This is a genomic window from Pseudomonas sp. MWU13-2105, assembly GCF_023242315.1.
In the GTDB taxonomy this organism is placed as follows: Bacteria; Pseudomonadota; Gammaproteobacteria; order Pseudomonadales; family Pseudomonadaceae; genus Aquipseudomonas.
Genome location: NZ_JALLIY010000021.1, coordinates 81,926 through 106,041 on the forward strand (window position 1 = coordinate 81,926; position 24,116 = coordinate 106,041).

Consider the following 24,116-nt stretch of genomic DNA (forward strand, 5'->3'; position numbering starts at 1 on the left):
TGTATGAACCAGACCATGAGTTGGGAACTGTACCGAACCTTGCTTGCCGTGCTGACGGAGGGCTCGCTCTCGGGTGCCGCGCGGGCGCTGGGGATTACCCAGCCCACCGTCGGACGGCATATCGCCGCGCTGGAAGCCTCGTTCAAGCAACCGCTGTTCACCCGCTCGCAGACCGGCTTGCTGCCCACCGAGACCGCCCTGGCGCTGCGCAGCTATGCCGAAGCCATGCAACACACCGCCGCCGCCCTGGAGCGTGCCGCCACCGGCCAGGGCCAGGTGGTGAACGGCACGGTGCGGATCTCCGCCAGCGAAATGATTGCCATCGAGGTGCTACCGCCGACGCTGGCGCTGCTGCGCCAGGCCCATCCGCACCTCAGGATCGAGCTGCTGGCCACCGACAAGGTGCACGACCTGCTGCAACGGGAGGCCGATATCGCGGTGCGCATGACCGCGCCGAAGCAGGATCAACTGATCGCCCGGCGTGTCGGCCAGGTGGAGTTGGGCCTTTATGCACACGTGGACTATCTGCAACGACAGGGCACGCCCCAGGCCATGGCCGATCTGTCGCGCCATGCGCTGATCGGCTTCGATGCCACCACCCCCTTTATCCGCGCCGCCAGCAAACAGCTGCCCAGTTGGAATCGCGAGGCCTTCACGCTGCGCACCGACAGCACGCTCGCGCAACTGGCGATGATCCGCGCCGGCTGCGGCATCGGCATCTGTCAGGTTGCCCTGGCGATCCGCACACCGACACTGCTGCGGCTGTTGCCGGAGCAGTTCACATTCCAGCTGGAAACCTGGGTGACCATGCATGAGGACCTGCGCACCAGCCCCCGTTGCAAGGCGACCTTCGATGCGCTGGTGGAGTGTTTGCTGGCTCACACTCGCCTTGCGCCGACATCCCAGCCCCTCGAATCTGTTTGGCATCCTGGCACAAAGAATGGATAGACTCCGCCGGAACCATGGGCAATAGCCTCTTGGTAAACCAATGGAGCAGGTACCGTCATGGAACTATCAAAACAACACAAGGCGCGGTTCAGGCGGATTTCTGTCGGACTGCTGGCCGCATGGCTGACGTCCGGAATCGCCTACAGCTTCGCCGAGGACAAGGGAGTCAAGGGAATGCAGAGCATCCAGTTTCAAAAAGTCATTGACCTCAGCCACGTCATTACACCGTCCATACCACTGTGGCCGCACGATCCTCCCGTCATATTCAATGTAGTGGCGTCACAGGAAAAAGACGGTTACTACTTGCGCAGCTTCAGCATGGGCGAACACAGCGCAACCCATATGAATGCGCCCAACAGCTTTCATCCCGACGGCATCGGGATTGATACCTACAAGCCGGAGTCGCTGGTACGGCCGGCCGTGGTGATCGATGTCCGGGCACAGGCAAAGGCCAATCCCGACTATGCGATCAGTCCTCAAGACATCAAGAACTGGGAGCACGATCATGGTCGCATCGCCCAAGGTTCCGTAGTGCTTTTCTATACCGGGTGGCAAGCCCTGTGGAACGACTCCAAGCGCTTTTTCAATGAGGATGACAAAGGCGGTCTGCACTTCCCCGGAGTCAGCGCCGCCACGGCAAAACTACTGGTCGACGACCGCCAGATCGCTGGGGTGGGTATCGATACCCACGGGGCGGATCCAGGCCAGGACACCGTATTTGCCACCAACAGCCTGGTTCTGGCGAAGAATGGAATCATCCTGGAATGCCTGACCAACCTGGATCAGCTACCCGCCAAAGGTACAACGCTGGTCATTGGTGTCCTGAAGCTCAAAGACGGATCCGGCTCTCCCGCTTCCGTGCTGGCGTTTGTGCCCTGACCTCGTTTTGACAAGAGATCACTCGACTACCGGAGCGCTGGCCTGGAACTGCTTCCGGTAGTCCGCAGAGCGGCGTAGCACCTCGCAAAAACCCAGGAAGCTGGCCGGTTTGGTCAAAATATCATTCGCCCCAGCCCCCCTGAAACGCTCTATCTCGTTCGAAAAGGCACTCGCGGTAAAAGCCACGATGTAACAAGTGTCGCCCAGTGGCAGCCCGCGGATTCTGCGAATGGCTTCCAGGCCGTCCATTCCGGGCATGTTGATATCCATCAGGATGACGTCTGGAGAGGATGTCATGCATAGCTCGAGTGCCTCCCGCCCCTCTGACGCAAGATCGGGCGTATAACCCAATGTCTGCAGCATGGCCATCGCCACTTTCTGATTCAACGGATGGTTCTCGACCAGCAGGATATCCAGCGGGTAATCCCGGGCAAACGACGAATCAAAAACCAGCGCCGAACGATCGACCGCGGGGGCAATTTCCGAATCAGAGAAAGGTTTGTTCGCCAACGTGAAAGAGAACGTCGAACCGACACCAAACTGGCTGTTGAAGGACAGGACCCCACCCTGGGCTTCGACCAGGTTCTTACAGATGGACAGACCGAGCCCACTCCCGGTAAAGCGCTGATTGGTCGACCCTTCAAACTGAGTAAAGGGCTTGAACAGGCGGCCTTGTCGCTCTGCGGGAATCCCTATGCCGGTATCGCGTATCGAAAAGCAAAGTCGGGATTGAGCAGTATCTTCGCCAAGGCTGACGGTGAGCGACACCTCCCCAGCTTCAGTGAATTTGATCGCATTGCCCAGCAAGTTGATCAGTACCTGGCGCAGGCGATCAGCGTCGGTTTTAACCCGTAAGGGAACATTCGGCAGGACGATGACTTCAAGCGTAACGGGTTTGTCCTGAATATTTTGCCGGACCATTTCAACGCTGGAAGCAATCAAGAGACGCAACTCGAACACACGTGGCCTCAGGTCCAGTTTCCCCGATTCGATCTTGGCAAGATCAAGAATGTCGTCAATCAGCGACAACAAGGTCTTGCCACTGGTATGAATGGTGGTCAACAGGTCACTTTGCTCTGCACTCAAGGAAGTCGCCGCCAGCAGGTCGGTCGCGCCGATGACGCCGTACATCGGTGTCCGAATTTCATGACTCATGGTGGCCAGAAATTGGCTTTTCATGCGATCGGCTTCTTCCGCGGTGCTTTTCGCCTGTTTCAACACCTGTTCGTTGACTTGCAGTTGTCGAAGATGGGTGCGCAGGCGTATGGCATCAATGACAATCAAGAGACTGAAGGCGAGAAAGACCAGAATGGCAAGCAGGATATGGTGCAGGGAGTCTTGATTGAGTTGGTGGTAATAGTCCGCCAGGGTAATTTCCGCACCGGCAACATAAGGGGTGCCATCCTGGGACTTCAAAGGAACAAAGACCGCACGGAAATCCCCCCAGTGGTCCGTGTAATCGATCCAGCTCGGTCTCGTGCGTTCGAAACTGTCAAGCAAGGCCTGACTGGCATCGGGGTAGGGGTCGAAATAGCGGACGAAGTTATTCTCCTGGACTTCCTTGGCCGAGGCGCTGGAACTGACAAGGATCGCTTCCCCTCCCCGCTTCACCACGGTATAGACGAAGGCCGTGCCCATGGATTCGTTAAACCGGGAAAGCTTGCGAATTGCATTTAAATCCTCGGCCTCCGTCTTCGAGCTCTTATCAATCAAATGGTCATGATATTGATCGCCCAAAATGGCTGAAGCGCCCAAGGCCGCATGCAGAAGTTTGTCATTGATGCTCTGCGTCAGGATGGCTTGAGCCTGAGCATGAAGATAATAAATATAACCACTGACACCAATAATATAGAGAAACAATAAAATCCATATATTGCGTCTAACTTTGAACATGCGTCACGGCCTCCATTGCCATAAAACTCAATTATCTGAAATCACACTCCATGCTTGATTTATTCAGAATAAGTCAAGCATGGGTGGAACACAATATTTGAATTTGACAAGACCACGGAGAGAACCGACGAATTCTCTCAGACTGGAAGCATCGGTTACATCCTGCTACAGATATCTTTTCATCCAGGCATTATTCAGGGCGACAACCCATCACGCCGGCTGATGCAGCTCAACCGTGACATGCACCAGTTCCTCATGGATCGCCAGTTGTGCCTTGAAGTAGTCCGGCGTGGCCGGTAATTGCGTCACCAGGCTGAGCACGCAGGCGAACTGGCCCTTGCCGACCCGCCAGACGTGCAGGTCGCTGATGGCGGCCGGAATCGGACTGGCGGCGATGACCTCACGGATTTCCTCGACCACCGGCGCATCCATTTCCGCATCGAGCAATACCCGACTGGTCTGGCGGATCAGCCCATAAGCCCAGCTCGCCACCAGCCCCGCGCCGACAATCCCCATCAACGGGTCGAGCCACGCCGCGCCCCAGAGCTTGCCGCCGATCAGCGCCAGGATCGCCAGCACCGAGGTGGCCGCATCGGCGACCACATGCAGGTACGCCGAACGCAGGTTCAGATCGTGGCCGTGTTCATGGCCGTGGTGATGATGGTCATGGTGGTGATCATGGGCATGACCGTCCTTGAGCAGCCAGGCACAGGCCAGGTTGACCATCAGGCCGACGATACCGATGACGATGGCTTCGTCGTAGTGGATCGCGGCGGGCGCAATCAGCCGCTCGACCGATTGAAACAGCATCAGCCCCGCCACCATCACCAGGAACAGCGCACTGGTGTAGCCGCCCAGCACTTCGATCTTCCAGGTACCGAAGGCAAAACGATTGTCGCTGGAGAGGCGCCGGGCAGCGCCATAGGCCAACACCGACAGGCCCAATGCCAGGGCATGGGAGCTCATGTGCCAGCCGTCGGCGAACAGCGCCATCGAGTTGTAGTACCAGCCGCCGAAGATCTCGGCGACCATCATCACCGCGGTCAGGATCATGGCCCGCCGGGTGTTGGTCTCCGCCAGGGGATTTCCATCGTTGAGGATTTTCGAATGGCAGTGCCGATGAGTAGCATTGGGCGAAGACATTGGGCTACAGTCCTGATGACAAGGTCGAAACATACTATACCCCAGTATAGATAACAGACAATGGGACAATTCCATGCCGCATACCATCAAGGATAAAAAACGCCTGCTGACCCGTGTCAGGCGTATCAAGGGCCAGGCCGAGGCGCTGGAAAACGCCTTGAACATGGAGGTCGAGTGCACCGCCGTGCTGCAGCAGATCGCGGCAATCCGCGGGGCGATCAACGGTTTGATGGCCGAGGTGCTGGAAGGTCATATCCGCGAGCACCTGGGCGCGGACGATGTCACGCCGGCCCAGCGTCGCGAGGATGTGGATGAGGTGGTATCGGCGCTGCGCTCGTATTTGAAGTGACTTCGGCGGCTCTGCCGAGGGCCGCCTGGAGCACGGCACGGAAAGGACCGGCATGCCGAGATGACGGACGGCCGCCGGCTGGCTTACAACAAAGGGCGGCGCCCGAAGAGACTAGGCATTGCCCCGGCCATCAAACTCGAACCAGAAACTGGCACCGCGACTTTCAAATCGACCATGCATGAGTTCGGTCAACAGGTCATCATTGAAATGCTTGTGATAGGCACTGCCGAACAACAGTTTCGTCCGCGGGTTATCAATCATCAGCGCCAGCAGCAGATACTGTTCCGTCCAGTAGATCTGATGATCGATCAACCATGTCGTCGGAAGCCCGAAGGGCAGGAAGACATCATGCACGTGGACAAATATTTTCTTGGTGATTTTCGGCAGCAGGCGCAGGTAAATATGCAGGCAATCGCTACCGGTCTTGACCGTGTGCGTGGAGTCGATAAACAGGATATCGCCGTCTTCCAGCGTGGTATTGAGCATCTCGATGGTCAGATCCTGAGCACGGATCGTTTGCAGCTCAAGCGCCCCTTCATTGGCCAGGGTGGTGATGAATGGCCTGGGAAAGGGTTCGATGCAACGCAGCGTCCCCGCCCCGTTCTTGCGCAATGCTTCCACGGCAATCAGCGATGAGAAACCGCTGCCGATTTCAACGATGGTCTTGGGGCGGATACGCCTGATATAGGCGTAATACGCCATGCCATCACTGCAGGTAAACTGGCCGTTTTTCCAGAAATACGCGGTAGCGGTTTCTTTATCGCCGACTTCAGCCGGCGTGAAATCGACCCCATACGGAATCAGTTCGCTGATCTCCGCCCGCAGCCTTTGCTGGTCGAACAGGCCGCAATTCAAATAAGGCGGTTCTGACTCCTGGTACTCGTAGGAGCTGGCTATCTCGGAAAGCGATGGCGTGCTTGAGTAAAAATTGGAAGGAATTACATTAAGCCCGTGTTCTTGCACTCGTGCTCTATCCAGCGGATCAGCCCAAAGCAGCTTTTGCATCACCGGCAATGCTGCATTGAACTCTTCATCCGTTACACGTGCCATCTTCTAGAATTCCCGTTCCACATCATTTTGGGCAGAGCACTACTGGGTACGGGCGCAGCATAACGTATGATCAGCGCGCCCTCCTACTCGCCGCAACAGCGTAGACCACGCCTGTACGGCGACTCGAAAAATGCTTTTTATTTAACCAGGCGCTTTTCCTTGGACGGCCGGTAGCCGAAATACGCGCTGTAGCATTTGCTGAAATGGCTCGGTGAAACAAAACCACAGGCCACCAGCACATCGACCTGGGACAGCTCGGTGTGCTGCAACAATCGCCGCGCCTCGGTGATACGCAGTTCCAGGTAATAGCGCTGCGGCGTGGTGCCCAATTGCTCCTTGAACAAACGTTCGAGCTGGCGACGGGAACGGCCGGCGTAGGCCGCCAGTTGCTCCAGCTCAAGCGGTTCTTCGAGGTTGGCATCCATCAGCTTGAGCACCTCCCGTAGCGGCGCGCTCACACAGACGTTTTCCGCCGGTTTTATGCGCCGATAGCGAGACTCCTCGAACGCCAGGATGTCCTCGATGCCCTCGACCAGGGCTTTATCGTGCAAGCCCTTGATCCAGTCCAACGCCATATGGAAGGCCCCCGAGGGACTGGACGCAGTGAGCCGGTCCCGATCAATGACATAGGCTTCACTGGTGACCTGCGTCGCCTTGGCGATTTCCGCCAGTGCCGGCCGATGTTCGGGGTGGATCGCACAACGATAGCCGTCCAGCAAGCCCGCGCTGCCCAGGAACCAGGCGCCATTCCACAACCCGGCCAGGCTGACGCCCTGCTCCGACGCCGCCCTCAGCAGGCTGTTGAGGGCATCATCGGCCTGCAGTTCTGTCCGGTAGCCGCCGCAAATGACCAGCAGATCCAGGTTCTGAATGGCCGCGGTGTCGATACGGGCATCGGGTCGAATGACCAGGCCCAGGTCGCTGATGACCTCCCCGTCATGCAGGCCGAAGGTTCGCGAAGAGAACAACCCGGGGCGCAGCAGATTCGCGGTGACAATCGTATCCAGCGCCTGGGTGAACGCCGGCAGGGAGAAATGCTCGAGCAACAAAAAGCCGGTCCGGGCCATTTGCACGGACTGACCTGGGTTTTCATTCAGATAGCGGAGATTTTTCCCCTTCATCCCCCCGCTGAATTGACGTCGCTCGATCAATGTTTGAACCACTCGCTTGTGTTAACCAACCGGTTGTCTGGTGGATTGCCCAGGGTGACACACCTGGCCGCTACACGGCGCGGGCATCGCCGGCCTGTTGCTCCAGCGCCATGACAAATTTGCCCAAGTCCACCGATCAATCCAAGTAGTCATTCTCATGCATGAAGATGAAAATGTCTTGCGGACGAACCCTGCCCGACGGTCACGACGAGCAAGCGCCTCAACGAATCAGCATCGCCGCGGCAGCCGCCACCATGATCACCGCCGCGCCGCGGAACAGCCGCTGTTGTGCGCGCAAGCTCGACAGCAGGTGCCGGATGCGCACCGCGCTGACAATGAACAGCGCGCCAACACCAAGCAGCACGAGAATGGTCAGTGGCACCAGCATCAACCCCCAAGTCTGCAACGAGACCGTCTCAAGGTTGATCACCAGCGGCAACAACGCCAGATAGAAGGCGATGGTCTTCGGATTGCCCAGGGTAATGGTCAGGCCGGATATCGCCGCCGACAGCAGCTCCTTCTTCTGCACTGGCTTGCCGACTTCGATAGCCTGATGGTTGGCGAACCAGAACTGCCAGGCCAGGTAGCACAGGTAGAGCGCCGCCGCCCAGCGCACCAGTTGGAACAAGGCATTGAAGTGCTCGGCGATCATCGCCAGGCCAAAGACGGCAAATGACAGATAGGTCAGATCGCCGAGGATCAACCCAAACAGCAGGCAAACCCCCGACAACGCGCCACCACTGACACTGCGCGCCACCAGCGCCGCCATGCCGGGGCCGGGAATGGCCGCCGCGATACCCAGCGCCGCCGAGTAGGTCAGTACTTGTGTCAAATCGAGCATGTCATATTCCTCAGGTGATTTATTATTGTCTTGCTCGACGCTTCACGCTTGCGACAAGCAAGGTTATCAATGCGTTCAACGGAAGCCGGCCACCCACTGCCTGACAACTTCCCGGGAGAAGACCAGATCAACAACTTGCCTACTGGCCACTTTTTGCCACTTCATTCCAGCCGACAGCGGATTGGAACGAATCAGAAACGCAGAGCGCGTCTCTTGAGGTTCAAATAACTCCATCACGACAAAGTCGACAGCCTGTTTCCGCGGACTTACATACTTGGCGCCAGTCCGGCTCAATAGTTAGTTAATATGAATCGGTTTTACTCACTCAACGACACCTGTGCTTTCGAGATCTGCGTAGCCACTAAACCCTGGCAATTTCAAGATCAGAAGCTGGAGAAATATTATCCCGTTCAGCCAGGGAAAAATTTTCTATTTAAATTGCCGCGGTACTGAGTTCTGGTAGGATTTACCTCTTTAGCACAAGGAAGCGAAATTTATGACCTATCAGGCGCTAAATCTGACAGACGTCAAAATCCTTACCGCCTTGCAACAGGACGGCAGGATCACCAACCAGACCTTGGCCGAGCAGATCGGCATGTCGGCCTCCCCCTGTTGGCGCAGGGTCCGGCAGTTGGAAGAACATCGCTATATCCAAGGTTACAGGGCGGTCCTGGACCGACGCCGGATCGGCTTGGGGGTCATGGTGTTCATACGGGTGAGCATCGACCATCACAGCGAAGCCGAGGCCCGGAAGTTCGAACAGGAAGTAATGCAGCTGGAGGATGTGGTGGCGTGCTACAGCATCGGTGGCGACGCCGACTTCCTGTTGCAGGTGGTGGCGCGCGATCTCGACTCGTTTGCCGACTTCGCGATGTCGGTGGTCCGGCAGTTGCCCGGTATCAAGGAGATGCAGAGCATGTTCGTGCTCAAGGAGATCAAGCCTTTTGTGTCGTTCCCGGTCAAGCGCTCTCAAGAAGCCTGAATGCGCGGGGCCGGAGCACCAGGGGTCTGTAATTCGTTAGTCAGACTCAGTGGCCGCACGGATAGCGCCATGATTTTGTCATGCATTTGGACGACCATCGGTTAATAGCCGTTCCTACCGTCTTGAAGGACTACACATGCACACTCGCCCTGGTCTGCACCCGGCCACAAAATGCCTTGTCCGCTTTATCGTGCTCGGATGCAGCCTGCTAGTGAGCGCTTGTGACAGTGCGAACAAGAGTTCACCCGGCGCCAGATCAACCGCATCGGTTTCCTTCAACACCCTTGACGGTGCAGCACCCTTGATTATCGGCCATCGTGGTCTGCCGGGATTGTATCCAGAAGAAACCCGGGCCTCCTACGAGCATGCAGCCGATGCTGGCGCGGATTCGCTCGAACTGGATCTGCACATGAGCAAAGACTGCGTATTGGTGGCTCGACACAATCCCTGGTTGAGCGACAACACCAATATCAGCGAAGTTGCCAAAACCAACGCCGAAGTTGCCCGCCGTAAGCGCACCGTTCCCGGCGTATTGGTCAACGTCAAATATCCCGCCACAACAGAAAATGGTCCAACACAGTACCTGAGCGACCTGACCGATCCCAACGATCCAAAATCAGTATTGAAATCATTGGTGGTGGATGGCGAAGACCATACCAACGACTGGTCAATCAGCGATTTCACAATGGCCGAACTCAGGCAATGGATAGGCGGCACCACTTACGATGCCCGCGACCAGCGCCCGACCGAACTCAACGGCAAGTTGCCGATTCTGAGTTTTCAGGACGTGATCGACATTGCAAAAGCCAAAAGCGCCGCCACAGGACGCATCATTACAGTCTATCCGGAAAGCAAGAATCCGATCTGGAACAATGCCCAGGCCATTGCCAATGGCTGCGGCGCGCCGGGCAGCCATCCGTTTGAGACGACGTTCCTCAAAGTGCTCAACGACAACGATCTCAACCGCAAGGAAGCCCCGGTCTTCGTGCAAAGCTTCGACCCCGCCAGCTTGAAATACCTGCGCTCTATCGGCCTGAAATCCAAAGCGGTTCAGTTAGTCGATGGAAACGGCGTGAACTTCAAGACCGGCGAAACCATTTTCATCACCGACAAAGCCAACACTTTTGTCAGCGGCCGCCCTTATAGCTGGACCGTAGCGGGCGACCCACGCGCCTTCGGCGCGATGCTGACGCCGGCAGGATTGGCCGAGGTCAAAACCTACGCCGACGGCATCGGTCCGTGGAAGCCGCAGGCAATGTCGCTCACCATCTCTGCCGCGCGGAACGCTTCGTCCAACGCCAGCTTGGATGCGGTCGACACCCTCAAGCCAACCAACCTGATCAGCGACGCTCACAAGGCCCATTTGTTCGTTCATATATTCACCTTCCGCAATGAAGCGAAATACCTGGCAGGTGCCTATAAGGGGGATCCAACGGCAGAATACCTGGCCTTTTACCGAGCCGGTGTCGACGGTGTGTTTACAGACTTCACGCCTGACGCATTGGCTGCCCGCAATCTCTATCTGAAAGAAGTCGCGCGCTGAACGACGGCATCAGGGGGCCACAAAGCCCCCTATCTTTTTACCCCGAGTGTCGCAATGTAATGCGCAACCGATTCGGCATCGGCATCAGACAGTGAATGAGTGACCTGCTTCATCATGGCCCCGCGGGGACGCTGGTCCGTCTGTTGAAAAATCTTGATCTGGCGGACCAGATAGTAGGCATGTTGACCCGCCAGACGCGGAAATGGGCCATTGCCCTGACCGTCAGCACCATGACAGGAATTACACTGGACGACGCCCGCCCCTGGCAGCCCCTGGCGAAAGATTAATTCGCCGCGTGCATCAGCCGTATCAGCGTCAGCCTTCATGGGGGCCTGACTTGAAAAATAGTCTGCCAGTTCGCTGATCTGGGTCTCTGTCAAATGGGTAAATCCCCACATGTACTGAGTCCCGGTTTCATCGCTGCGGGCATGCCCCTTGAAGTCAGTCAGTTGCAACTTCAAATACTCTTTTTGCTGGCCGGCCAACTTTGGGAACATCGGCGAGATGGACTCCCCGGTCAGGCCATGACACATGGAGCAGACCTTTTCCGCCATGGCGGTACCGGACAGGGATGAGGTTTCTTTCGACATCTCCCCGTTCGTACCTGTACAGCCCGTGAGCGCGGCCACGCAAAGGGCAAGAAAAAAAGGTGAACGCTTGAAAGTACCCTTCATGCCCATCGCCTCCAGGGTTTACACCCCTGTGTTCAACAGTTCAAAGCGCGTACCACATATAGAAATACGTGGTGTCATTGTCATGGGCATCACGGCCGTTACCGTCATAGTTGCTCGATGCGCCCAAATAGCGGGTGAAATAGTTATATTGAAGTCCGATCCTCAGGTTTTGCATCGGCAACCAAAAAACCTCTGGCGTCCACATCTGTGTATTGGGAGAGAGATTGGCACTGTCCGGGTACGCCGTGGCATCCGAACTGCCATTGACATTGGTATAGGCCAGGCTCGCACCATATTTGGCACGGTACACATAACTGCCCTTCAATTTGAATGATCGGAGGGACGCCGGGCCGTCAAAGAGCGTATGGGTGTCATCTCTGATTTCTTCCTTGACATACCGTATCTGCGCAGTAAAAGCATGGGGCTCAAGGAGGTACTGATACTGCCCATCGAAGCCCAGGTCTCGATACTCGGTGCTGCCCTGGCCGTAGATCGGATTGTTGGAGTCATCCATGGGAAGAATTTTGGCCTTCATCGCAAAGGCGCCCAGCATGACGTTTTGGGCCCCCCACTCATAGGTATACGCCAGCCTCGCATAGGGACTTGAGCCATCCATGTACGTCAACGGATGGTAGGTATCGCCCTTCTTGTTACCCAGACTGAGAAAGCCCCAGGTATCCTTGGCCGTCTGGTAGGAAGTCAGTTCCAGATACAACGATTTGTTCAAATAAACATAGGCCCCGATACCCGCCACCTGTTGCGCCAATCCCCCTTCAATCAGCGTCGAGGCCGGGACCCCGCCAAAGGCCCCCAGTGTGGAACTGACATACGGATAGCCCCAGGCGGGGGTGCTGTTCCAGACATCCTGCACCGTTGGGTTATTGTTCAATGTAACCCCCCAGATGACATCCCGCGAGACATCCGCCCAGCGATCCGCATAGCGAAGATCAAAATTGTCCGAGCCCAGGTGACTGACCCAATTACCCGAGCCATCCTGGTGGTCATACGAGCTGTAGGTAAATTGGGCAAAACCGCCGATGACATCAGTGATTTTTCCGCCGAGGAACACGCTGGCGTAATCAGCGATGAATTGCTTGTCCTTCGGTGAAATCGAGCCGCCCGCACCATCGCTGTTGTTACGTGTCGAGGTGAAGTCACCGACGATCATCGCCGCCAGTGGATTGGTTTGTGTGCCGTTGGTATAGCCTGTCAGCTTGAACAGACGCCCATAGGGGGTTAGCTCAGGAAATTGCCCACCGGCATGGCAGGCGACGCAGCTTTGCCCTGTCTGGCGTGCAAAGGAAGGCAGGGCCTGGGCGGCTTGACAGAACAGAAGGAACATCAGCCCCCCCAGCAGACTTCCCGGCCGCCCGAGCAACCTGAAAAAAAACGACCACGTCACCGCTTTCTTTCCGCCTGCATCACCATCCTTCAGATACATTTCAATGCCCTCTGGAAAGAGGCTGTCAAGTGACATAACCTTTGGTGGAGCCTAGCTAGGCGCGGACCATTTACAAGTTATGCCAGGCATTGTGTCGTTTAAAATCTCCAAGCCCGCCCCGGGAATGCCATTACATACTCGTCCTGGGTACCTACCTTGAGCGAGGACCGCTACCTGATATGAGCTCAGCCGCCTATGACGGCAGTCGGCGTCACTTGGCCGTATGGTTTCGATGTCGAGATCAAGGTCGTTGCCAAACTTCCTGAAGGTCCTGGTGCGGTAAGTTGGCCTGTCGGGTTATGGATAGATGACAGGCCCGGCTTTGTCGCACGCTGAACCCTGAGCATGGTGCCTCACGCGACAAGCCGGTGGCTGGCCGGGTCGAGCGTGGTCAGAGCAAGCAGCTGGCGGCCTGTCCGAGCTGATTGTCCTGCGTTCCAGAGATGAGGTGCAGTGGAATGTGCTGTTGAGCATCGCTGGCCGGGATTTCGAAACTACACGCTATTTGGAGGCGTATCTCATTCAGTCCGGTCGACTCTTCTTCTTTTGCCTTGGCCATTCTCGCGTGGTTCGCTGCGATTTCATTGAGAGTTGACACGGTACATCTCCCGGTGACTGACCAAGCGTATCGCTGGAGTCCTGAAGCGTTGATTGGATGGCTGCCGCGTCAGAATTACGTCGTTCTGCGGCGGCTACGACCGGCCTGTGCAAACTGCAAGCCAGACAGGCTCGTGTATTCCACGCCACGTTTTTATAGGCGACGAATGGCGTCACCGGGCGCCCCATGAGCTGCGTAACGTGCCGGCGTCACACCCTTCCCATGAGCCAGGACATCAATAAGGCATCGGCTGACCGGCATAATGCGATTTCAATCATCCAAGGAGCCGGGCCATGTTGTTTTCTGCCTATACCGAAGAATCCCTCAGCGGAATCGGTGATGTTGTCCAGGACATCGAGCAAGTAAACAGATACATCGATGGGTTGCGAAACCGTCTTTCCAGTCTTTTCAAATTCACGGAGAGCCGATTTGGCGTGAGTTTTTCCATTCCTTCGGGGAGCTACTTCCAGATTGAAGGCCACTTTGGCCTGGTCAGGGCCAACCTGGTCTATGCAAATGAGGGGAACGGGACATTCGGTCGCGTGGTGCTGCGCAAGCACACGCTGGATGAGCAGGGAAAAGAGGCATGGCCGGAAATCTGGGCGTTCAGGATTCTGAAGGATGGCGATATTTTGATGAGCGATACGGGCCCGGTCCTCTACAACTCATGGAATACGCCAGACGAGCACAAGCACGCCGCCACCCAGTCGCTGATTGAATCAATCGTTTTGTCTGCCATGAAGCCGCGGTGAACCGGTAGGTTGCGCAACGCCTGCGGTATCCGCCGACGCCAAAACCCTTGCGCCAGAAACGACAAAGCCCCGGATTCCGGGGCTTTGAGGTATCTCGATATGGCGGAGGCGCAGAGATTCGAACTCTGGGACCTGTTACAGTCGGCAGTTTTCAAGACTGCTGCCTTAAACCACTCGGCCACACCTCCTATGTACTGCGGGCGCCATAATACCGGAATGAAACACACTGTCAAACTCTCCTGATAGCTTGTTACAGAGCCTCTGGTATGATCTTTGAGACTGAACATTTCAAACCCGAAGGAGTGTCGCCATGCGCGAACAGGATTACGCCGTTAACAGCGTGCAGGCCGAGCAGCTAGAAGTTAGCCGCGTCCTGCGCAACACCTACAGCCTTCTGGCCCTCACCCTCGCCTTCAGTGGCCTGACGGCCTACATTTCCCAACAGATGCACGTCGGCTACCCGAACGTGTTCGTGGTGCTGATCGGCTTCTACGGGCTGTTCTTCCTCACCAACAAACTGCGTGACTCGGCCTGGGGCCTGGTCTCCACCTTCGCCTTGACCGGTTTCATGGGCTACCTGCTCGGCCCGATCCTCAACCGCTACCTGGGCATGCAGGGCGGCGCGGAAGTGGTCAGCTCGGCCTTCGCCATGACCGCCCTGGTCTTCGGCGGCCTCTCGGCCTACGTGCTGATCAGCCGCAAGGACATGAGCTTCCTCAGCGGCTTCATCACCGTCGGTTTCTTCGTCCTGCTGGGCGCGACCCTGGCCAGCATGTTCTTCCACATCAGTGGCCTGCAGCTGGCGATCAGCGCCGGTTTCGTGCTGTTCTCCTCGGTCTGCATCCTGTTCCAGACCAGCGCCATCATCCACGGCGGCGAACGCAACTACATCATGGCGACCATCAGCCTGTATGTGTCGATCTACAACCTGTTTATCAGCCTGTTGCAGATCTTCGGCATCATGGGCCGCGATGATTGACCGCTCCCGCTAAGTAAAAAGCCCGCTTCGGCGGGCTTTTTCTTGCCAGCGATTTAGCTTCTTGGGGGTTCTGGCTTTATCATGAGCCCAGGTTTGCCGACAGAGTCCCCCATGAAGTTTGCCATTGCGCTGTTTTCCGCGCCCCACGCGCCCTCCTCCCGTCGCGCCCTGCTGTTCGCCCAGGCCGCGCTGGCCGGCGGGCACGAGATCGTGCGGCTGTTCTTTTACCAGGACGGCGTGCACAGCGCGTCGAACAGTCTGGTCACGCCCCAGGATGAGCAGGACCTGCCGCGGCAATGGGCGGATTTCGTTACAGAACACCAGCTCGACGGCGTGGTCTGCATCGCCGCAGCCCTGCGGCGCGGCGTGCTGAACGCCGAGGAAGCCCAGCGCTATCAGCGTTCGGCGGTCAATCTGGGCGCGCCCTGGGCCTTGTCCGGCCTGGGCCAGTTGCACGATGCGGTGCAAAGCGCCGATCGCTTGATCTGCTTTGGAGGGCCTTGAAATGCCCAAGTCCCTGTTGATTATCAGCCGCCAGGCCCCCTGGTCCGGCCCGGCCGCCCGCGAGGCACTGGATATCGTGCTGGCCGGCGGTGCCTTCGACCTGCCCATCGGCCTGCTGTTCATGGACGACGGCGTGTTCCAACTGATGCCCGGGCAGAACGCCAAGGCCTTGCAACAGAAAGACCTGACCGCCAACCTCCAGGCCCTGTCGCTGTTCGGCATCGATGAACTGTACGCCTGCGCCGACAGCCTGGCCGACCGTGGGATTTTCCCGATCCAGGTCGCCGGCGAAGACCTCGAGGTGCTCACTGCCGAACAACTCAGTGCGCTTGTTAACCGTTATGACCAGGTGATCACCCTCTGATGTCGACCTTGCATGTGTTGTCCCACTCCCCTTTTACCGACAGTCGCCTGGGCAGTTGCCTGCGCCTGCTGGGCAGCGAGGATGCGCTGCTGCTCTGCGGCGACGCGGTGCATGCCGTGCAACCGCGCAGCCTGCCGCTTGAAGCACTGGAAGAACGCGCCGACGAGCTGCGCCTGTTCCTCCTTGACGAAGACCTGCAAGCCCGTGGCCTGGAGTGCCCGACCTGGGCCACCAGCGTCGACTACCCGGCGTTCGTCGAACTGTCGATCCGTTACGACAAGGTCAATACCTGGCTATGAGCACGCTGACGGTGAACGGGCAAAGCATCGCCCTGGACAAGGACGGCTACCTGGTCGAACTGCGCGACTGGTCGCCGGAAGTCGCGGCCGCCCTGGCCGCGCGCGAGGCGCTGGAACTGAGCCCCGAGCACTGGGAAATCCTTGAACTGCTGCGCGGGTTCTACCGCGAGTTCGAACTCTCCCCCGCGACCCGTCCGCTGATCAAGTACGCCGCTTTGAAACTGGGTGCTGAAAAAGGCAACAGCCTGCACCTCAACCGCTTGTTCAAAGGCACTCCCGCCAAACTCGCCGCCAAGCTGGCGGGCCTGCCCAAACCGACGAACTGCTTATGACCGAGTACACGCCGTTGATCATCGAAACGCCCGCCGAGCACCCGTTCGCCCAGTTCGTCCGCATCCTGGGCAAGGGCAAGCGTGGCGCCCGCAACCTGACCCGCGAAGAAGCCCGCGAGGCCATGGGCATGCTGCTGGACGGCAAGGTCGAGGACACCCAGCTCGGTGCCTTCCTGATGCTGTTGCGCCACAAGGAAGAAAGCCCGGAGGAACTGGCCGGCTTCACCGAAGCCCTGCGCGAGCGCTTGCAGGCGCCCAAGCTGGCGATCGACCTGGACTGGCCAAGCTATGCCGGCAAGAAGCGTCACCTGCCCTGGTTCCTGCTGGCCGCCAAGTGCCTGGCGCAGAATGGCATCAAGATCTTCATGCACGGCGGCGGCGCCCATACCGCCGGCCGTCTCTATACCGAGCAGTTGCTCGACACCCTGCGGATTCCGCTGTGCCGCAACTGGGCGGCCGTCGAGCAGGCCATCGGCCACGGCAACATCGCCTTTATGCCCCTGGGCGACTGGGCGCCGCCCTTGCAGCGGATGATCGACCTGCGCAATACCCTCGGCCTGCGCTCGCCAATCCATTCCCTGGCACGCCTGCTCAACCCACTGGGCGCCCGTTGCGGCCTGCAAAGCATCTTCCATCCCGGCTACCAGGCGGTGCACCGCGAAGCCAGCGGTTTGCTGGGCGACACGGTGATCGTGATCAAGGGCGACGGCGGTGAAATCGAAGTCAACCCGGACAGCGGCAGCCATCTCTATGGCACCACCGGCGGCGCAAGCTGGGACGAGGAATGGCCGGCATTGTCCGAGCAACGCCATGTGAAACCGGCGACCCTCGAGCCCGAACACCTCAAGGCGCTCTGGCGCGGTGAGGTCGAAGACAGCTATCCGCAACTGGCGCTGATCTCGACCATGGCCCTGGCCCTGCGCGGTCTTGGCACGCCCCGCGAACAGGCCTTCGAACAGGCCCGGCGCTACTGGGATGCGCGGGATAGATCGATCTGATCGATAATTAACCCCCAGGGTTTGCGCTATTTTTTCGAACAAAGGCCTTTAGACTGGACTCCAATGCACACTTGCCGAGGAGTTTCCGATGGGCCTTTTGATCGACGGCCGCTGGCATGACCAGTGGTACGAAAGCAGCAAAGACGGCGCCTTCCAGCGCGAACAGGCGCAACGCCGCAACTGGCTGACCGCCGACGGCAGGCCCGGCCCCAGCGGCGAAGGCGGCTTCAAGGCCGAAGCCGGACGTTATCACCTCTATGTGTCCCTGGCCTGTCCCTGGGCTCACCGCACCCTGATCCTGCGCAAGCTCAAGGGCCTGGAAAAGCTGATCGACGTGTCGGTGGTCAGTTGGTTGATGCTGGAGAACGGTTGGACCTTCGACAAGGCCCATGGCTCCAGCGGCGACAAGCTCGATAACCAGGCCTTCATGCACCAGCGCTACACTGCCGATACCGCCGACTACACTGGCCGCGTGACCGTGCCGGTGTTGTGGGACAAACAGTTGCAACGCATCGTCAGCAATGAATCGTCGGAAATCATCCGGATGTTCAACAGTGCGTTCAATGGGCTTACCGGCAATCAACTGGATTTCTATCCCGAAGCCTTGCACCCGCGGATCGACAGCTGGAACGAGCGTATCTATCCGGCGGTGAACAACGGGGTCTATCGGGCCGGGTTTGCCACTTCGCAGGGCGCTTATGAAGCAGCCTTCGATGATGTGTTCGGCGAGCTGGAGCAGTTGGAACGGCATCTGGAAGAGAACCGTTATCTGGCGGGGGAATACCTGACTGAAGCGGATGTGCGACTGTTCACCACGCTGATTCGTTTCGATGCGGTGTACTACGGGCATTTCAAATGCAATCTGCGGCGGATTGCCGACTATCCGAATCTGTCGAACTGGCTGCGGGAGCTGTATCAATGGCCGGGCGTGGCCGAGACGGTGGATTTTGCCCATATCAAGGGGCACTACTACGCCAGTCACCGAACCATCAATCCGACAGGGATCGTGCCCAAGGGGCCGCAGCAGGATTTCATGGCCAAGCATGATCGCGAGCGATTGGCGGGACGTGGGGTGATGGGCGCGTGAGGGCCAGAAGGCTTCGTTCAGTTAAGAAAGTCTGAAGCCGGACACGGTCTTGTGGCGAGCGGGCTTGCCCGCGCTCGGCTGCGAAGCAGTCGCAAAACCGCTCATCCCGGTCTGCCTGACAAGCCAGGTTCACAGGTTTTAGGGGCGCTTCGCGCCCCAACGCGGGCAAGCCCGCTCGCCACATATCTCGGCCTGCCGTGAAAACAGTCTTAGCTGAACAGCGTTGGGGTTTACCCGCTCACCACAAAGACTCGATCAAACCTGGGATTGCGCGCCTTCGAACCAGGCCAGTTTCTCGCGCAACTGCACCACTTCACCGACAATCACCAGCGTCGGCGCATGCACTTCATGCTCCGCCACCAGTTGCGGCAAGTTGGCCAAGGTCCCGGTAAACACCCGCTGATTGGCCGTGGTGCCCTGCTGGATCAACGCCGCCGGCGTCTGTGCCGAACGACCATGGGCAATCAACTGCTCACAGATCATCGGCAACCCGACCAGGCCCATGTAGAACACCAAGGTTTGCGCTGGCGCCACCAGATCCGCCCAGGGCAGGTCCGTGGAGCCATCCTTCAGGTGCCCGGTGACAAACCGCACCGACTGCGCGTAATCGCGATGGGTCAGTGGAATCCCGGCATAAGCCGAGCAACCGCTGGCCGCGGTGATCCCCGGCACTACCTGGAACGGAATGCCTTGGGCCGCCAGTTCCTCGATCTCTTCGCCGCCACGACCGAAGATAAACGGATCGCCGCCCTTCAGCCGCAACACGCGCTTGCCCTGTTTCGCCAGCTCGACCAATTGCTGGTTGATCTGGTCCTGGGGTACCGCGTGATCGGCGCGACGCTTGCCGACATAGATCCGGTCCGCATCGCGACGGCACAGTTCCAGAATCGCCGGTGCCACCAGGCGATCATACAGCACCACATCCGCCTGCTGCATCAGGCGCAGGGCGCGGAAGGTCAGCAAGTCCGGATCACCCGGGCCCGCGCCCACCAGATACACCTCACCTGGCGCATTCGGCGCCGCGCCATTGATTTTCTCCAGCAGCAGACGCTCGGCTTCAGCGCCCTGCCCGGCCAGTTGCCGGTCGGCAATCGGGCCCTGGAACACCTCTTCCCAAAACGCCCGGCGCTGTTGCACCCCCGGAAACAGGCCTTTGACCTGGGTCCGGAAACGCGCGGCCAAACCGGCCAGTTGACCATAGGTCGAGGGAATCCAGGTTTCCAGCTTGGCCCGGATCAAACGCGCCAGCACCGGCGCATCGCCGCCGCTGGAGACCGCGATGATCAACGGCGAACGGTCGACAATCGCCGGGAAGATCACGCTGCACAAGGCCGGCGCATCCACCACATTGACCGGCACGCAGCGCCGATGGGCATCCGCCGAGACCTGGGCGTTGAGCGGCTCGTCGTCGGTAGCGGCAATGATCAGCCCGCAGCCGTCGAGATCCGACTCAAGGTAACCGCGCAACAGCAACTCGCCACCGCTGCCGCTGACCAGCTCGCGCAGCTGACCCTCGATCTCGGGCGCAACAACCCGCAGCAGCGCGCCGGCATCGGCCAGCAGGCGGGATTTGCGCAAGGCAATCTCGCCCCCACCGACTACCAGCACACGGCGGCCGCGCAGGTTGTGGAACAGCGGCAGAAATTCCATTTAGCCGATGACCTCAAGGCCGCCCATGTACGGCTTGAGCACTTCCGGCACGCGGATCGAACCGTCGGCCTGCTGGTAGTTCTCCAGCACCGCCACCAGCGTACGGCCCACGGCCAGGCCGGAACCGTTCAGGGTGTGCACCAGCTCGGGCTTGCCGGTTTCCGGGTTGCGGAAACGCGCTTGCATGCGACGGGCCTGGAAATCGCCGCAGTTGGAGCACGACGAGATCTCACGGTATTTGTCCTGGCTCGGTACCCAGACTTCCAGGTCGTAGGTCTTCACGGCGCTGAAGCCCATGTCGCCGGTGCACAGGGCCAGGACGCGGTACGGCAACTCGAGCAGTTGCAGGACCTTCTCGGCGTTGGCGGTCAGGCCTTCCAGGGCTTGCATGGAGGTCGACGGTTCGACGATCTGGACCATCTCGACCTTGTCGAACTGGTGCTGGCGGATCATGCCGCGGGTATCACGGCCCGAGGCACCGGCTTCACTGCGGAAGCACGGGGTGTGGGCGACAAACTTCAGCGGCAGCAGTTTCGCATCGACGATTTCGCCGGAAACGATATTGGTCAGCGACACTTCGGCGGTCGGGATCAGGTACAGGTCGGCCTCGCCTTCGCGGCTGATCTTGAACAGGTCTTCCTCGAACTTCGGCAACTGGCCGGTGCCCTGCAGGGCCGGGGCCTGGACCAGATAAGGCGTGTAGGCCTCTTCGTAGCCGTGCTCGGTGATGTGCAGGTTGATCATGAACTGCGCCAGGGCGCGGTGCAGGCGGGCAATCGGGCCGCGCAGCAGGGAGAAACGCGCGCCGGACAGCTTGGCGGCGGTTTCGAAATCCAGCCAGCCGAACTTCTCGCCCAGGGCGACGTGATCCTGGATCGGGAAATCGAAGGCGGTCGGCGTGCCCCAACGGCGTACTTCGACGTTGCCTTCTTCGTCGGCACCAACCGGTACCGACTCGTCGGGCAGGTTCGGAATATTCAGCAGAATCTGGTCCAGCTCGGACTGGATCGCATCCAGCGCGACCTTTCCTTCGCTCAACTCGGAGCCCATGGTCTCGACACTGGCCATCAACGGCGCGATGTCTTCGCCGCGCTGCTTGGCCTGACCGATACTCTTGGAAACCGCATTGCGCTCGGCCTGCAATTGTTCGGTGCGGGTCTGCACCACCTTGCGCTGGTTTTCCAGCGCTTCGATGCGCGCCACATCGAGGCTGAAGCCACGGGAGGCCAGGCGATCCGCTACGTCCTGGAGGTTGCTACGTAACAGTTTGGAATCGAGCATGTCGGTTTCTCGTTATCAGAGTTTGGTCAAGGACAGGCCGGCCCAGGTCGCGAGCAGCCCGCCGAATACGCTGAGGGCCGTATAGCCCAGGGCAACAAGCACCTGCCCGCTTTCCAGCAGGCGCACCGTATCCAGTGAAAAGGATGAAAATGTGGTCAGGCCGCCGACAAATCCCACGATCAAGCCGGCGCGAATCTCAACCGGAACCTCGGGGCGCAGCAAAAACAGGCCGTAGAGCACGCCAATCACCAGGCAGCCCACGATATTAACGGCCAATGTCGCGCTATAGAAGTGCCGAGGCCAATTGGCGTTGACCAGGTTACCCGCGGCGAAGCGCACCAGGGTGCCGATAATCCCGGCGAAGGAGACGGCAAGGACGGTGCGGATCAAGGCTTTCTCCGTTGTCGCGGGCTGTTGCGGTCGAGGGCCGCGAGGTGGTTGAGCTTCTCGCCGATCTTCAATTCCAGCCCGCGTGGCACCGGCTGGTAGAACGGCTGGGGCGCCAGTTCCTCGGGGAAATAATCCTCGCCCGCCGCATAGGCGTCAGGCTCGTCATGGGCGTAGCGGTATTCATCGCCGTAGCCCAGTTGTTTCATCAACTTGGTCGGTGCATTGCGCAGATGCAGCGGCACTTCCAGCGAACCATGCTCGGCGGCGCTGCGCATGGCGGCCTTGAAGCCCATGTAGACGGCGTTGCTTTTCGGCGCGCAAGCCAGGTAGGTGATGGCCTGGGCCACCGCCAATTCGCCTTCGGGGCTGCCGAGCCGCTCCTGCACATCCCAGGCCGCCAGGCACAGGCTCAAGGCCCGGGGGTCGGCGTTGCCGATGTCCTCGCTGGCCATGCGCACCACCCGGCGGGCCAGGTAAAGCGGATCGCAGCCACCGTCGAGCATCCGCGCGAACCAGTACAAGGCCGCATCGGGATTGGAGCCGCGCACCGACTTGTGCAAGGCGGAAATCTGATCGTAGAACGCCTCGCCGCCCTTGTCGAAACGCCGCCGGGTATCACCCAGCAGGCTTTGCAGCAGCTCGACGCCGATTTCCTCGCCGTCTTCGGCCAGGTCCGAAGCGTTTTCCAGCAGGTTGAGCAGGCGTCGGCCATCGCCGTCGGCCGCCGACAGCAGCATCTTGAAGCCTTCCTCGCCCAGGCTCAGCCGGCGCTTGCCGAGGCCGCGCTCTTCGCTCAAGGCGCGCTGCACCAGCTTGTTCAGCGCCGCCTCGTCGAGGCTTTTCAGCACATAGACCCGCGCCCGCGAGAGCAAGGCGTTGTTCAGTTCGAACGAGGGGTTTTCAGTGGTGGCGCCGATAAAGATCAGCGTGCCGTCTTCCACATAGGGCAGGAACGCATCCTGCTGGGACTTGTTGAAGCGGTGCACTTCGTCGACGAACAGGATGGTGCGCTTGCCGTATTGCCCGGCCTGCTGCTTGGCGACTTCCACCGCCTGGCGGATCTCCTTGACCCCGGCCAATACCGCCGAAACGGTTTCGAAGTGGGCGTCCGAGACTTCCGCCAGCAGCCGCGCCAGGGTGGTCTTGCCCACGCCCGGCGGGCCCCAGAAGATCATCGAATGCAGCGCGCCCTGCTCCAGGGCTTCGCGCAATGGCTTGCCACGAGCCAGCAGGTGCTCCTGGCCGACGTACTCATCCAGGTTGGTCGCGCGTAAACGGGCGGCCAGTGGCTGGGCAATCGGGGCACGGCTGAACAGGTCCATGGCGGGCGTCTGAAACCTCTTATTCCTGGATCACGTCCGCACCCTTGGGGATGTCGAACTTGAACTTGGCGGCATCGATGGGTTCATTGGCCTTGACCCCGGTAAACAGCAGGTTGGTGCGCTGGCCGACGCTGTCGACCAGTTGCATGTCATTGATCAGGCCGTTGCGGAACGACAGGCGCAGGCTGTCGAACAGGGTGTCCTTGGTTTTCGGCTTGAGGACGAAGTCGACCACCCCGCCGGCTTCCTTGGCACTGATATCGAAACTTTCGCTGATCTTGGAGACATCACCGGACAGCAACAGGGCCGGGGTCTGGGTCAGGCGCAGGTCGAGCTTCTTGATGGTGACCTGTTCCAGGTCCGGGTCCCAGAGCGTGACCTTCTGGCCGTCGGAGATCATGGTCTGCTCCTGCGGCGCATCGGTATGCCAGTAGAACAGGCCCGGGCGCTTGAGGCTCATCTCGCCGGCGGTTTCCTGCAACTGGGTACCGCTGCCGTCCAGGGTCAACTGCGAGAAACGCGCGGTCAGGGTCTGGGACTTTTCGAGCAACTGGGTCAAACGTGCCACGTCCTTCGGATCGGCGTGGGCCGACAGCGTGGTCAGGGCCAGAACCGGCAGCAACAGCATGCGGATAAAACGCATGGGAATCCTCATTGAACTCGTTG

General features: G+C 59.2%; 26 protein-coding genes, 1 tRNA gene and 1 pseudogene. 14 read left to right on the forward strand and 14 right to left on the reverse strand.

What is annotated here, in order from left to right; translation table 11 throughout:
- The first annotated feature begins 3 nt into the window (after positions 1–3).
- Complete coding sequence (locus M5B96_RS26920; protein ID WP_248800010.1) at positions 4–948, forward strand: LysR family transcriptional regulator; 945 nt, start codon at positions 4–6, stop codon at positions 946–948.
- Between the two features lie 57 nt (positions 949–1,005).
- Positions 1,006–1,827, forward strand: coding sequence for a cyclase family protein (locus M5B96_RS26925; protein WP_248800011.1), 822 nt, complete (start codon positions 1,006–1,008; stop codon positions 1,825–1,827).
- A gap of 18 nt (positions 1,828–1,845) precedes the next feature.
- On the opposite strand, the gene M5B96_RS26930 is transcribed toward M5B96_RS26925, so the two are convergent.
- Positions 1,846–3,720 carry an ATP-binding protein gene (locus M5B96_RS26930; RefSeq protein WP_248800012.1) on the reverse strand — a complete coding sequence of 625 codons (1,875 nt, stop codon included), beginning with the start codon at positions 3,718–3,720 and terminating at the stop codon, positions 1,846–1,848.
- 210 nt (positions 3,721–3,930) lie between these two features.
- Entirely contained in the window at positions 3,931–4,863 is a 933-nt protein-coding gene (gene dmeF, locus M5B96_RS26935) for a CDF family Co(II)/Ni(II) efflux transporter DmeF (protein WP_248800013.1), read from the reverse strand.
- 73 nt (positions 4,864–4,936) lie between these two features.
- Here dmeF and M5B96_RS26940 point away from each other — a divergent pair, with 73 nt between their 5' ends.
- Positions 4,937–5,212, forward strand: coding sequence for a metal/formaldehyde-sensitive transcriptional repressor (locus M5B96_RS26940; protein ID WP_248800014.1), 276 nt, complete (start codon positions 4,937–4,939; stop codon positions 5,210–5,212).
- A gap of 111 nt (positions 5,213–5,323) precedes the next feature.
- Here M5B96_RS26940 and M5B96_RS26945 read toward each other — a convergent pair whose 3' ends face one another.
- The 3 genes from M5B96_RS26945 to M5B96_RS26955 all read right to left on the reverse strand — a co-directional run bounded on the left by M5B96_RS26945 (position 5,324) and on the right by M5B96_RS26955 (position 8,254).
- On the reverse strand, positions 5,324–6,262 hold the full coding sequence (locus tag M5B96_RS26945; RefSeq protein WP_248800015.1) for a class I SAM-dependent methyltransferase: 939 nt from the start codon (positions 6,260–6,262) through the stop codon (positions 5,324–5,326).
- A gap of 137 nt (positions 6,263–6,399) precedes the next feature.
- Positions 6,400–7,413, reverse strand: a complete 1,014-nt coding sequence (locus M5B96_RS26950; protein WP_248800016.1) for a GlxA family transcriptional regulator — start codon at positions 7,411–7,413, stop codon at positions 6,400–6,402.
- 220 nt (positions 7,414–7,633) lie between these two features.
- Positions 7,634–8,254, reverse strand: a complete 621-nt coding sequence (locus tag M5B96_RS26955; RefSeq protein ID WP_248800017.1) for a LysE family translocator — start codon at positions 8,252–8,254, stop codon at positions 7,634–7,636.
- A 496-nt stretch (positions 8,255–8,750) separates the two neighbouring features.
- Between M5B96_RS26955 and M5B96_RS26960 the strand changes: the two genes are divergently transcribed.
- Positions 8,751–9,236, forward strand: a complete 486-nt coding sequence (locus M5B96_RS26960; protein ID WP_248800018.1) for an Lrp/AsnC family transcriptional regulator — start codon at positions 8,751–8,753, stop codon at positions 9,234–9,236.
- Between the two features lie 136 nt (positions 9,237–9,372).
- Positions 9,373–10,779 carry a glycerophosphodiester phosphodiesterase family protein gene (locus M5B96_RS26965; RefSeq protein ID WP_248800019.1) on the forward strand — a complete coding sequence of 469 codons (1,407 nt, stop codon included), beginning with the start codon at positions 9,373–9,375 and terminating at the stop codon, positions 10,777–10,779.
- 29 nt (positions 10,780–10,808) lie between these two features.
- On the opposite strand, the gene M5B96_RS26970 is transcribed toward M5B96_RS26965, so the two are convergent.
- Both M5B96_RS26970 and M5B96_RS26975 read right to left on the reverse strand, forming a co-directional pair.
- Positions 10,809–11,453: a c-type cytochrome gene (locus M5B96_RS26970; RefSeq protein ID WP_248800020.1), complete on the reverse strand. Its 645-nt coding sequence runs from the start codon at positions 11,451–11,453 to the stop codon at positions 10,809–10,811.
- Between the two features lie 40 nt (positions 11,454–11,493).
- Entirely contained in the window at positions 11,494–12,894 is a 1,401-nt protein-coding gene (locus M5B96_RS26975; protein WP_248800021.1) for a cytochrome C, read from the reverse strand.
- 189 nt (positions 12,895–13,083) lie between these two features.
- Here M5B96_RS26975 and M5B96_RS32870 point away from each other — a divergent pair.
- A pseudogene (locus tag M5B96_RS32870) lies at positions 13,084–13,230 on the forward strand (hypothetical protein); the annotation flags it as partial.
- A 55-nt stretch (positions 13,231–13,285) separates the two neighbouring features.
- Here the strand turns inward: M5B96_RS32870 and M5B96_RS26980 are convergent.
- A complete protein-coding gene (locus tag M5B96_RS26980; RefSeq protein ID WP_248800022.1) occupies positions 13,286–13,492 on the reverse strand; it encodes a hypothetical protein in 207 nt (68 codons plus the stop codon).
- 293 nt (positions 13,493–13,785) lie between these two features.
- Here M5B96_RS26980 and M5B96_RS26985 point away from each other — a divergent pair, with 293 nt between their 5' ends.
- Complete coding sequence (locus M5B96_RS26985) at positions 13,786–14,244, forward strand: hypothetical protein (RefSeq protein WP_248800023.1); 459 nt, start codon at positions 13,786–13,788, stop codon at positions 14,242–14,244.
- A 100-nt stretch (positions 14,245–14,344) separates the two neighbouring features.
- Here the strand turns inward: M5B96_RS26985 and M5B96_RS26990 are convergent.
- Positions 14,345–14,432 (reverse strand) — tRNA-Ser (locus M5B96_RS26990).
- 122 nt (positions 14,433–14,554) lie between these two features.
- On the opposite strand from M5B96_RS26990, the gene M5B96_RS26995 reads away from it, so the two are divergent.
- The 7 genes from M5B96_RS26995 (at position 14,555) to M5B96_RS27025 (ending at position 18,807) form a co-directional block, all read left to right on the forward strand.
- Positions 14,555–15,223, forward strand: coding sequence for a Bax inhibitor-1/YccA family protein (locus M5B96_RS26995; RefSeq protein ID WP_191486721.1), 669 nt, complete (start codon positions 14,555–14,557; stop codon positions 15,221–15,223).
- Between the two features lie 111 nt (positions 15,224–15,334).
- Positions 15,335–15,727 carry a sulfurtransferase complex subunit TusD gene (gene tusD / locus M5B96_RS27000; RefSeq protein WP_248800024.1) on the forward strand — a complete coding sequence of 131 codons (393 nt, stop codon included), beginning with the start codon at positions 15,335–15,337 and terminating at the stop codon, positions 15,725–15,727.
- Position 15,728: 1 nt separating this feature from the next.
- Entirely contained in the window at positions 15,729–16,091 is a 363-nt protein-coding gene (gene tusC, locus M5B96_RS27005; protein ID WP_248800025.1) for a sulfurtransferase complex subunit TusC, read from the forward strand.
- Entirely contained in the window at positions 16,091–16,390 is a 300-nt protein-coding gene (gene tusB / locus M5B96_RS27010; protein ID WP_248800026.1) for a sulfurtransferase complex subunit TusB, read from the forward strand. Before tusC ends, tusB begins: the two co-directional genes overlap by 1 nt.
- Positions 16,387–16,722, forward strand: a complete 336-nt coding sequence (locus M5B96_RS27015; protein ID WP_248800027.1) for a TusE/DsrC/DsvC family sulfur relay protein — start codon at positions 16,387–16,389, stop codon at positions 16,720–16,722. The genes tusB and M5B96_RS27015 overlap by 4 nt, the downstream gene beginning before the upstream one ends.
- Complete coding sequence (locus tag M5B96_RS27020) at positions 16,719–17,720, forward strand: glycosyl transferase family protein (protein WP_248800028.1); 1,002 nt, start codon at positions 16,719–16,721, stop codon at positions 17,718–17,720. The genes M5B96_RS27015 and M5B96_RS27020 overlap by 4 nt, the downstream gene beginning before the upstream one ends.
- An 88-nt stretch (positions 17,721–17,808) precedes the next feature.
- A complete protein-coding gene (locus M5B96_RS27025) occupies positions 17,809–18,807 on the forward strand; it encodes a glutathione S-transferase family protein (RefSeq protein WP_248800029.1) in 999 nt (332 codons plus the stop codon).
- Between the two features lie 255 nt (positions 18,808–19,062).
- Here the strand turns inward: M5B96_RS27025 and cysG are convergent, their stop codons facing one another.
- The 5 genes from cysG to lolA are packed head-to-tail and all read right to left on the reverse strand — an operon-like array spanning position 19,063 to position 24,093.
- A complete protein-coding gene (cysG, locus tag M5B96_RS27030; protein WP_248800030.1) occupies positions 19,063–20,457 on the reverse strand; it encodes a siroheme synthase CysG in 1,395 nt (464 codons plus the stop codon).
- The gene (gene serS / locus M5B96_RS27035) at positions 20,458–21,738 is read right to left on the reverse strand and encodes a serine--tRNA ligase (protein WP_248800031.1); all 1,281 of its coding nucleotides are present in this window, start codon (positions 21,736–21,738) and stop codon (positions 20,458–20,460) included.
- A 15-nt stretch (positions 21,739–21,753) separates the two neighbouring features.
- Positions 21,754–22,128, reverse strand: a complete 375-nt coding sequence (gene crcB, locus M5B96_RS27040) for a fluoride efflux transporter CrcB (RefSeq protein ID WP_248800032.1) — start codon at positions 22,126–22,128, stop codon at positions 21,754–21,756.
- Entirely contained in the window at positions 22,125–23,450 is a 1,326-nt protein-coding gene (locus M5B96_RS27045) for a replication-associated recombination protein A (RefSeq protein WP_248800033.1), read from the reverse strand. The genes crcB and M5B96_RS27045 overlap by 4 nt, the downstream gene beginning before the upstream one ends.
- Before the next feature lie 19 nt (positions 23,451–23,469).
- The gene (gene lolA, locus M5B96_RS27050) at positions 23,470–24,093 is read right to left on the reverse strand and encodes an outer membrane lipoprotein chaperone LolA (RefSeq protein ID WP_248800034.1); all 624 of its coding nucleotides are present in this window, start codon (positions 24,091–24,093) and stop codon (positions 23,470–23,472) included.
- Between the last annotated feature and the right edge of the window lie 23 nt (positions 24,094–24,116).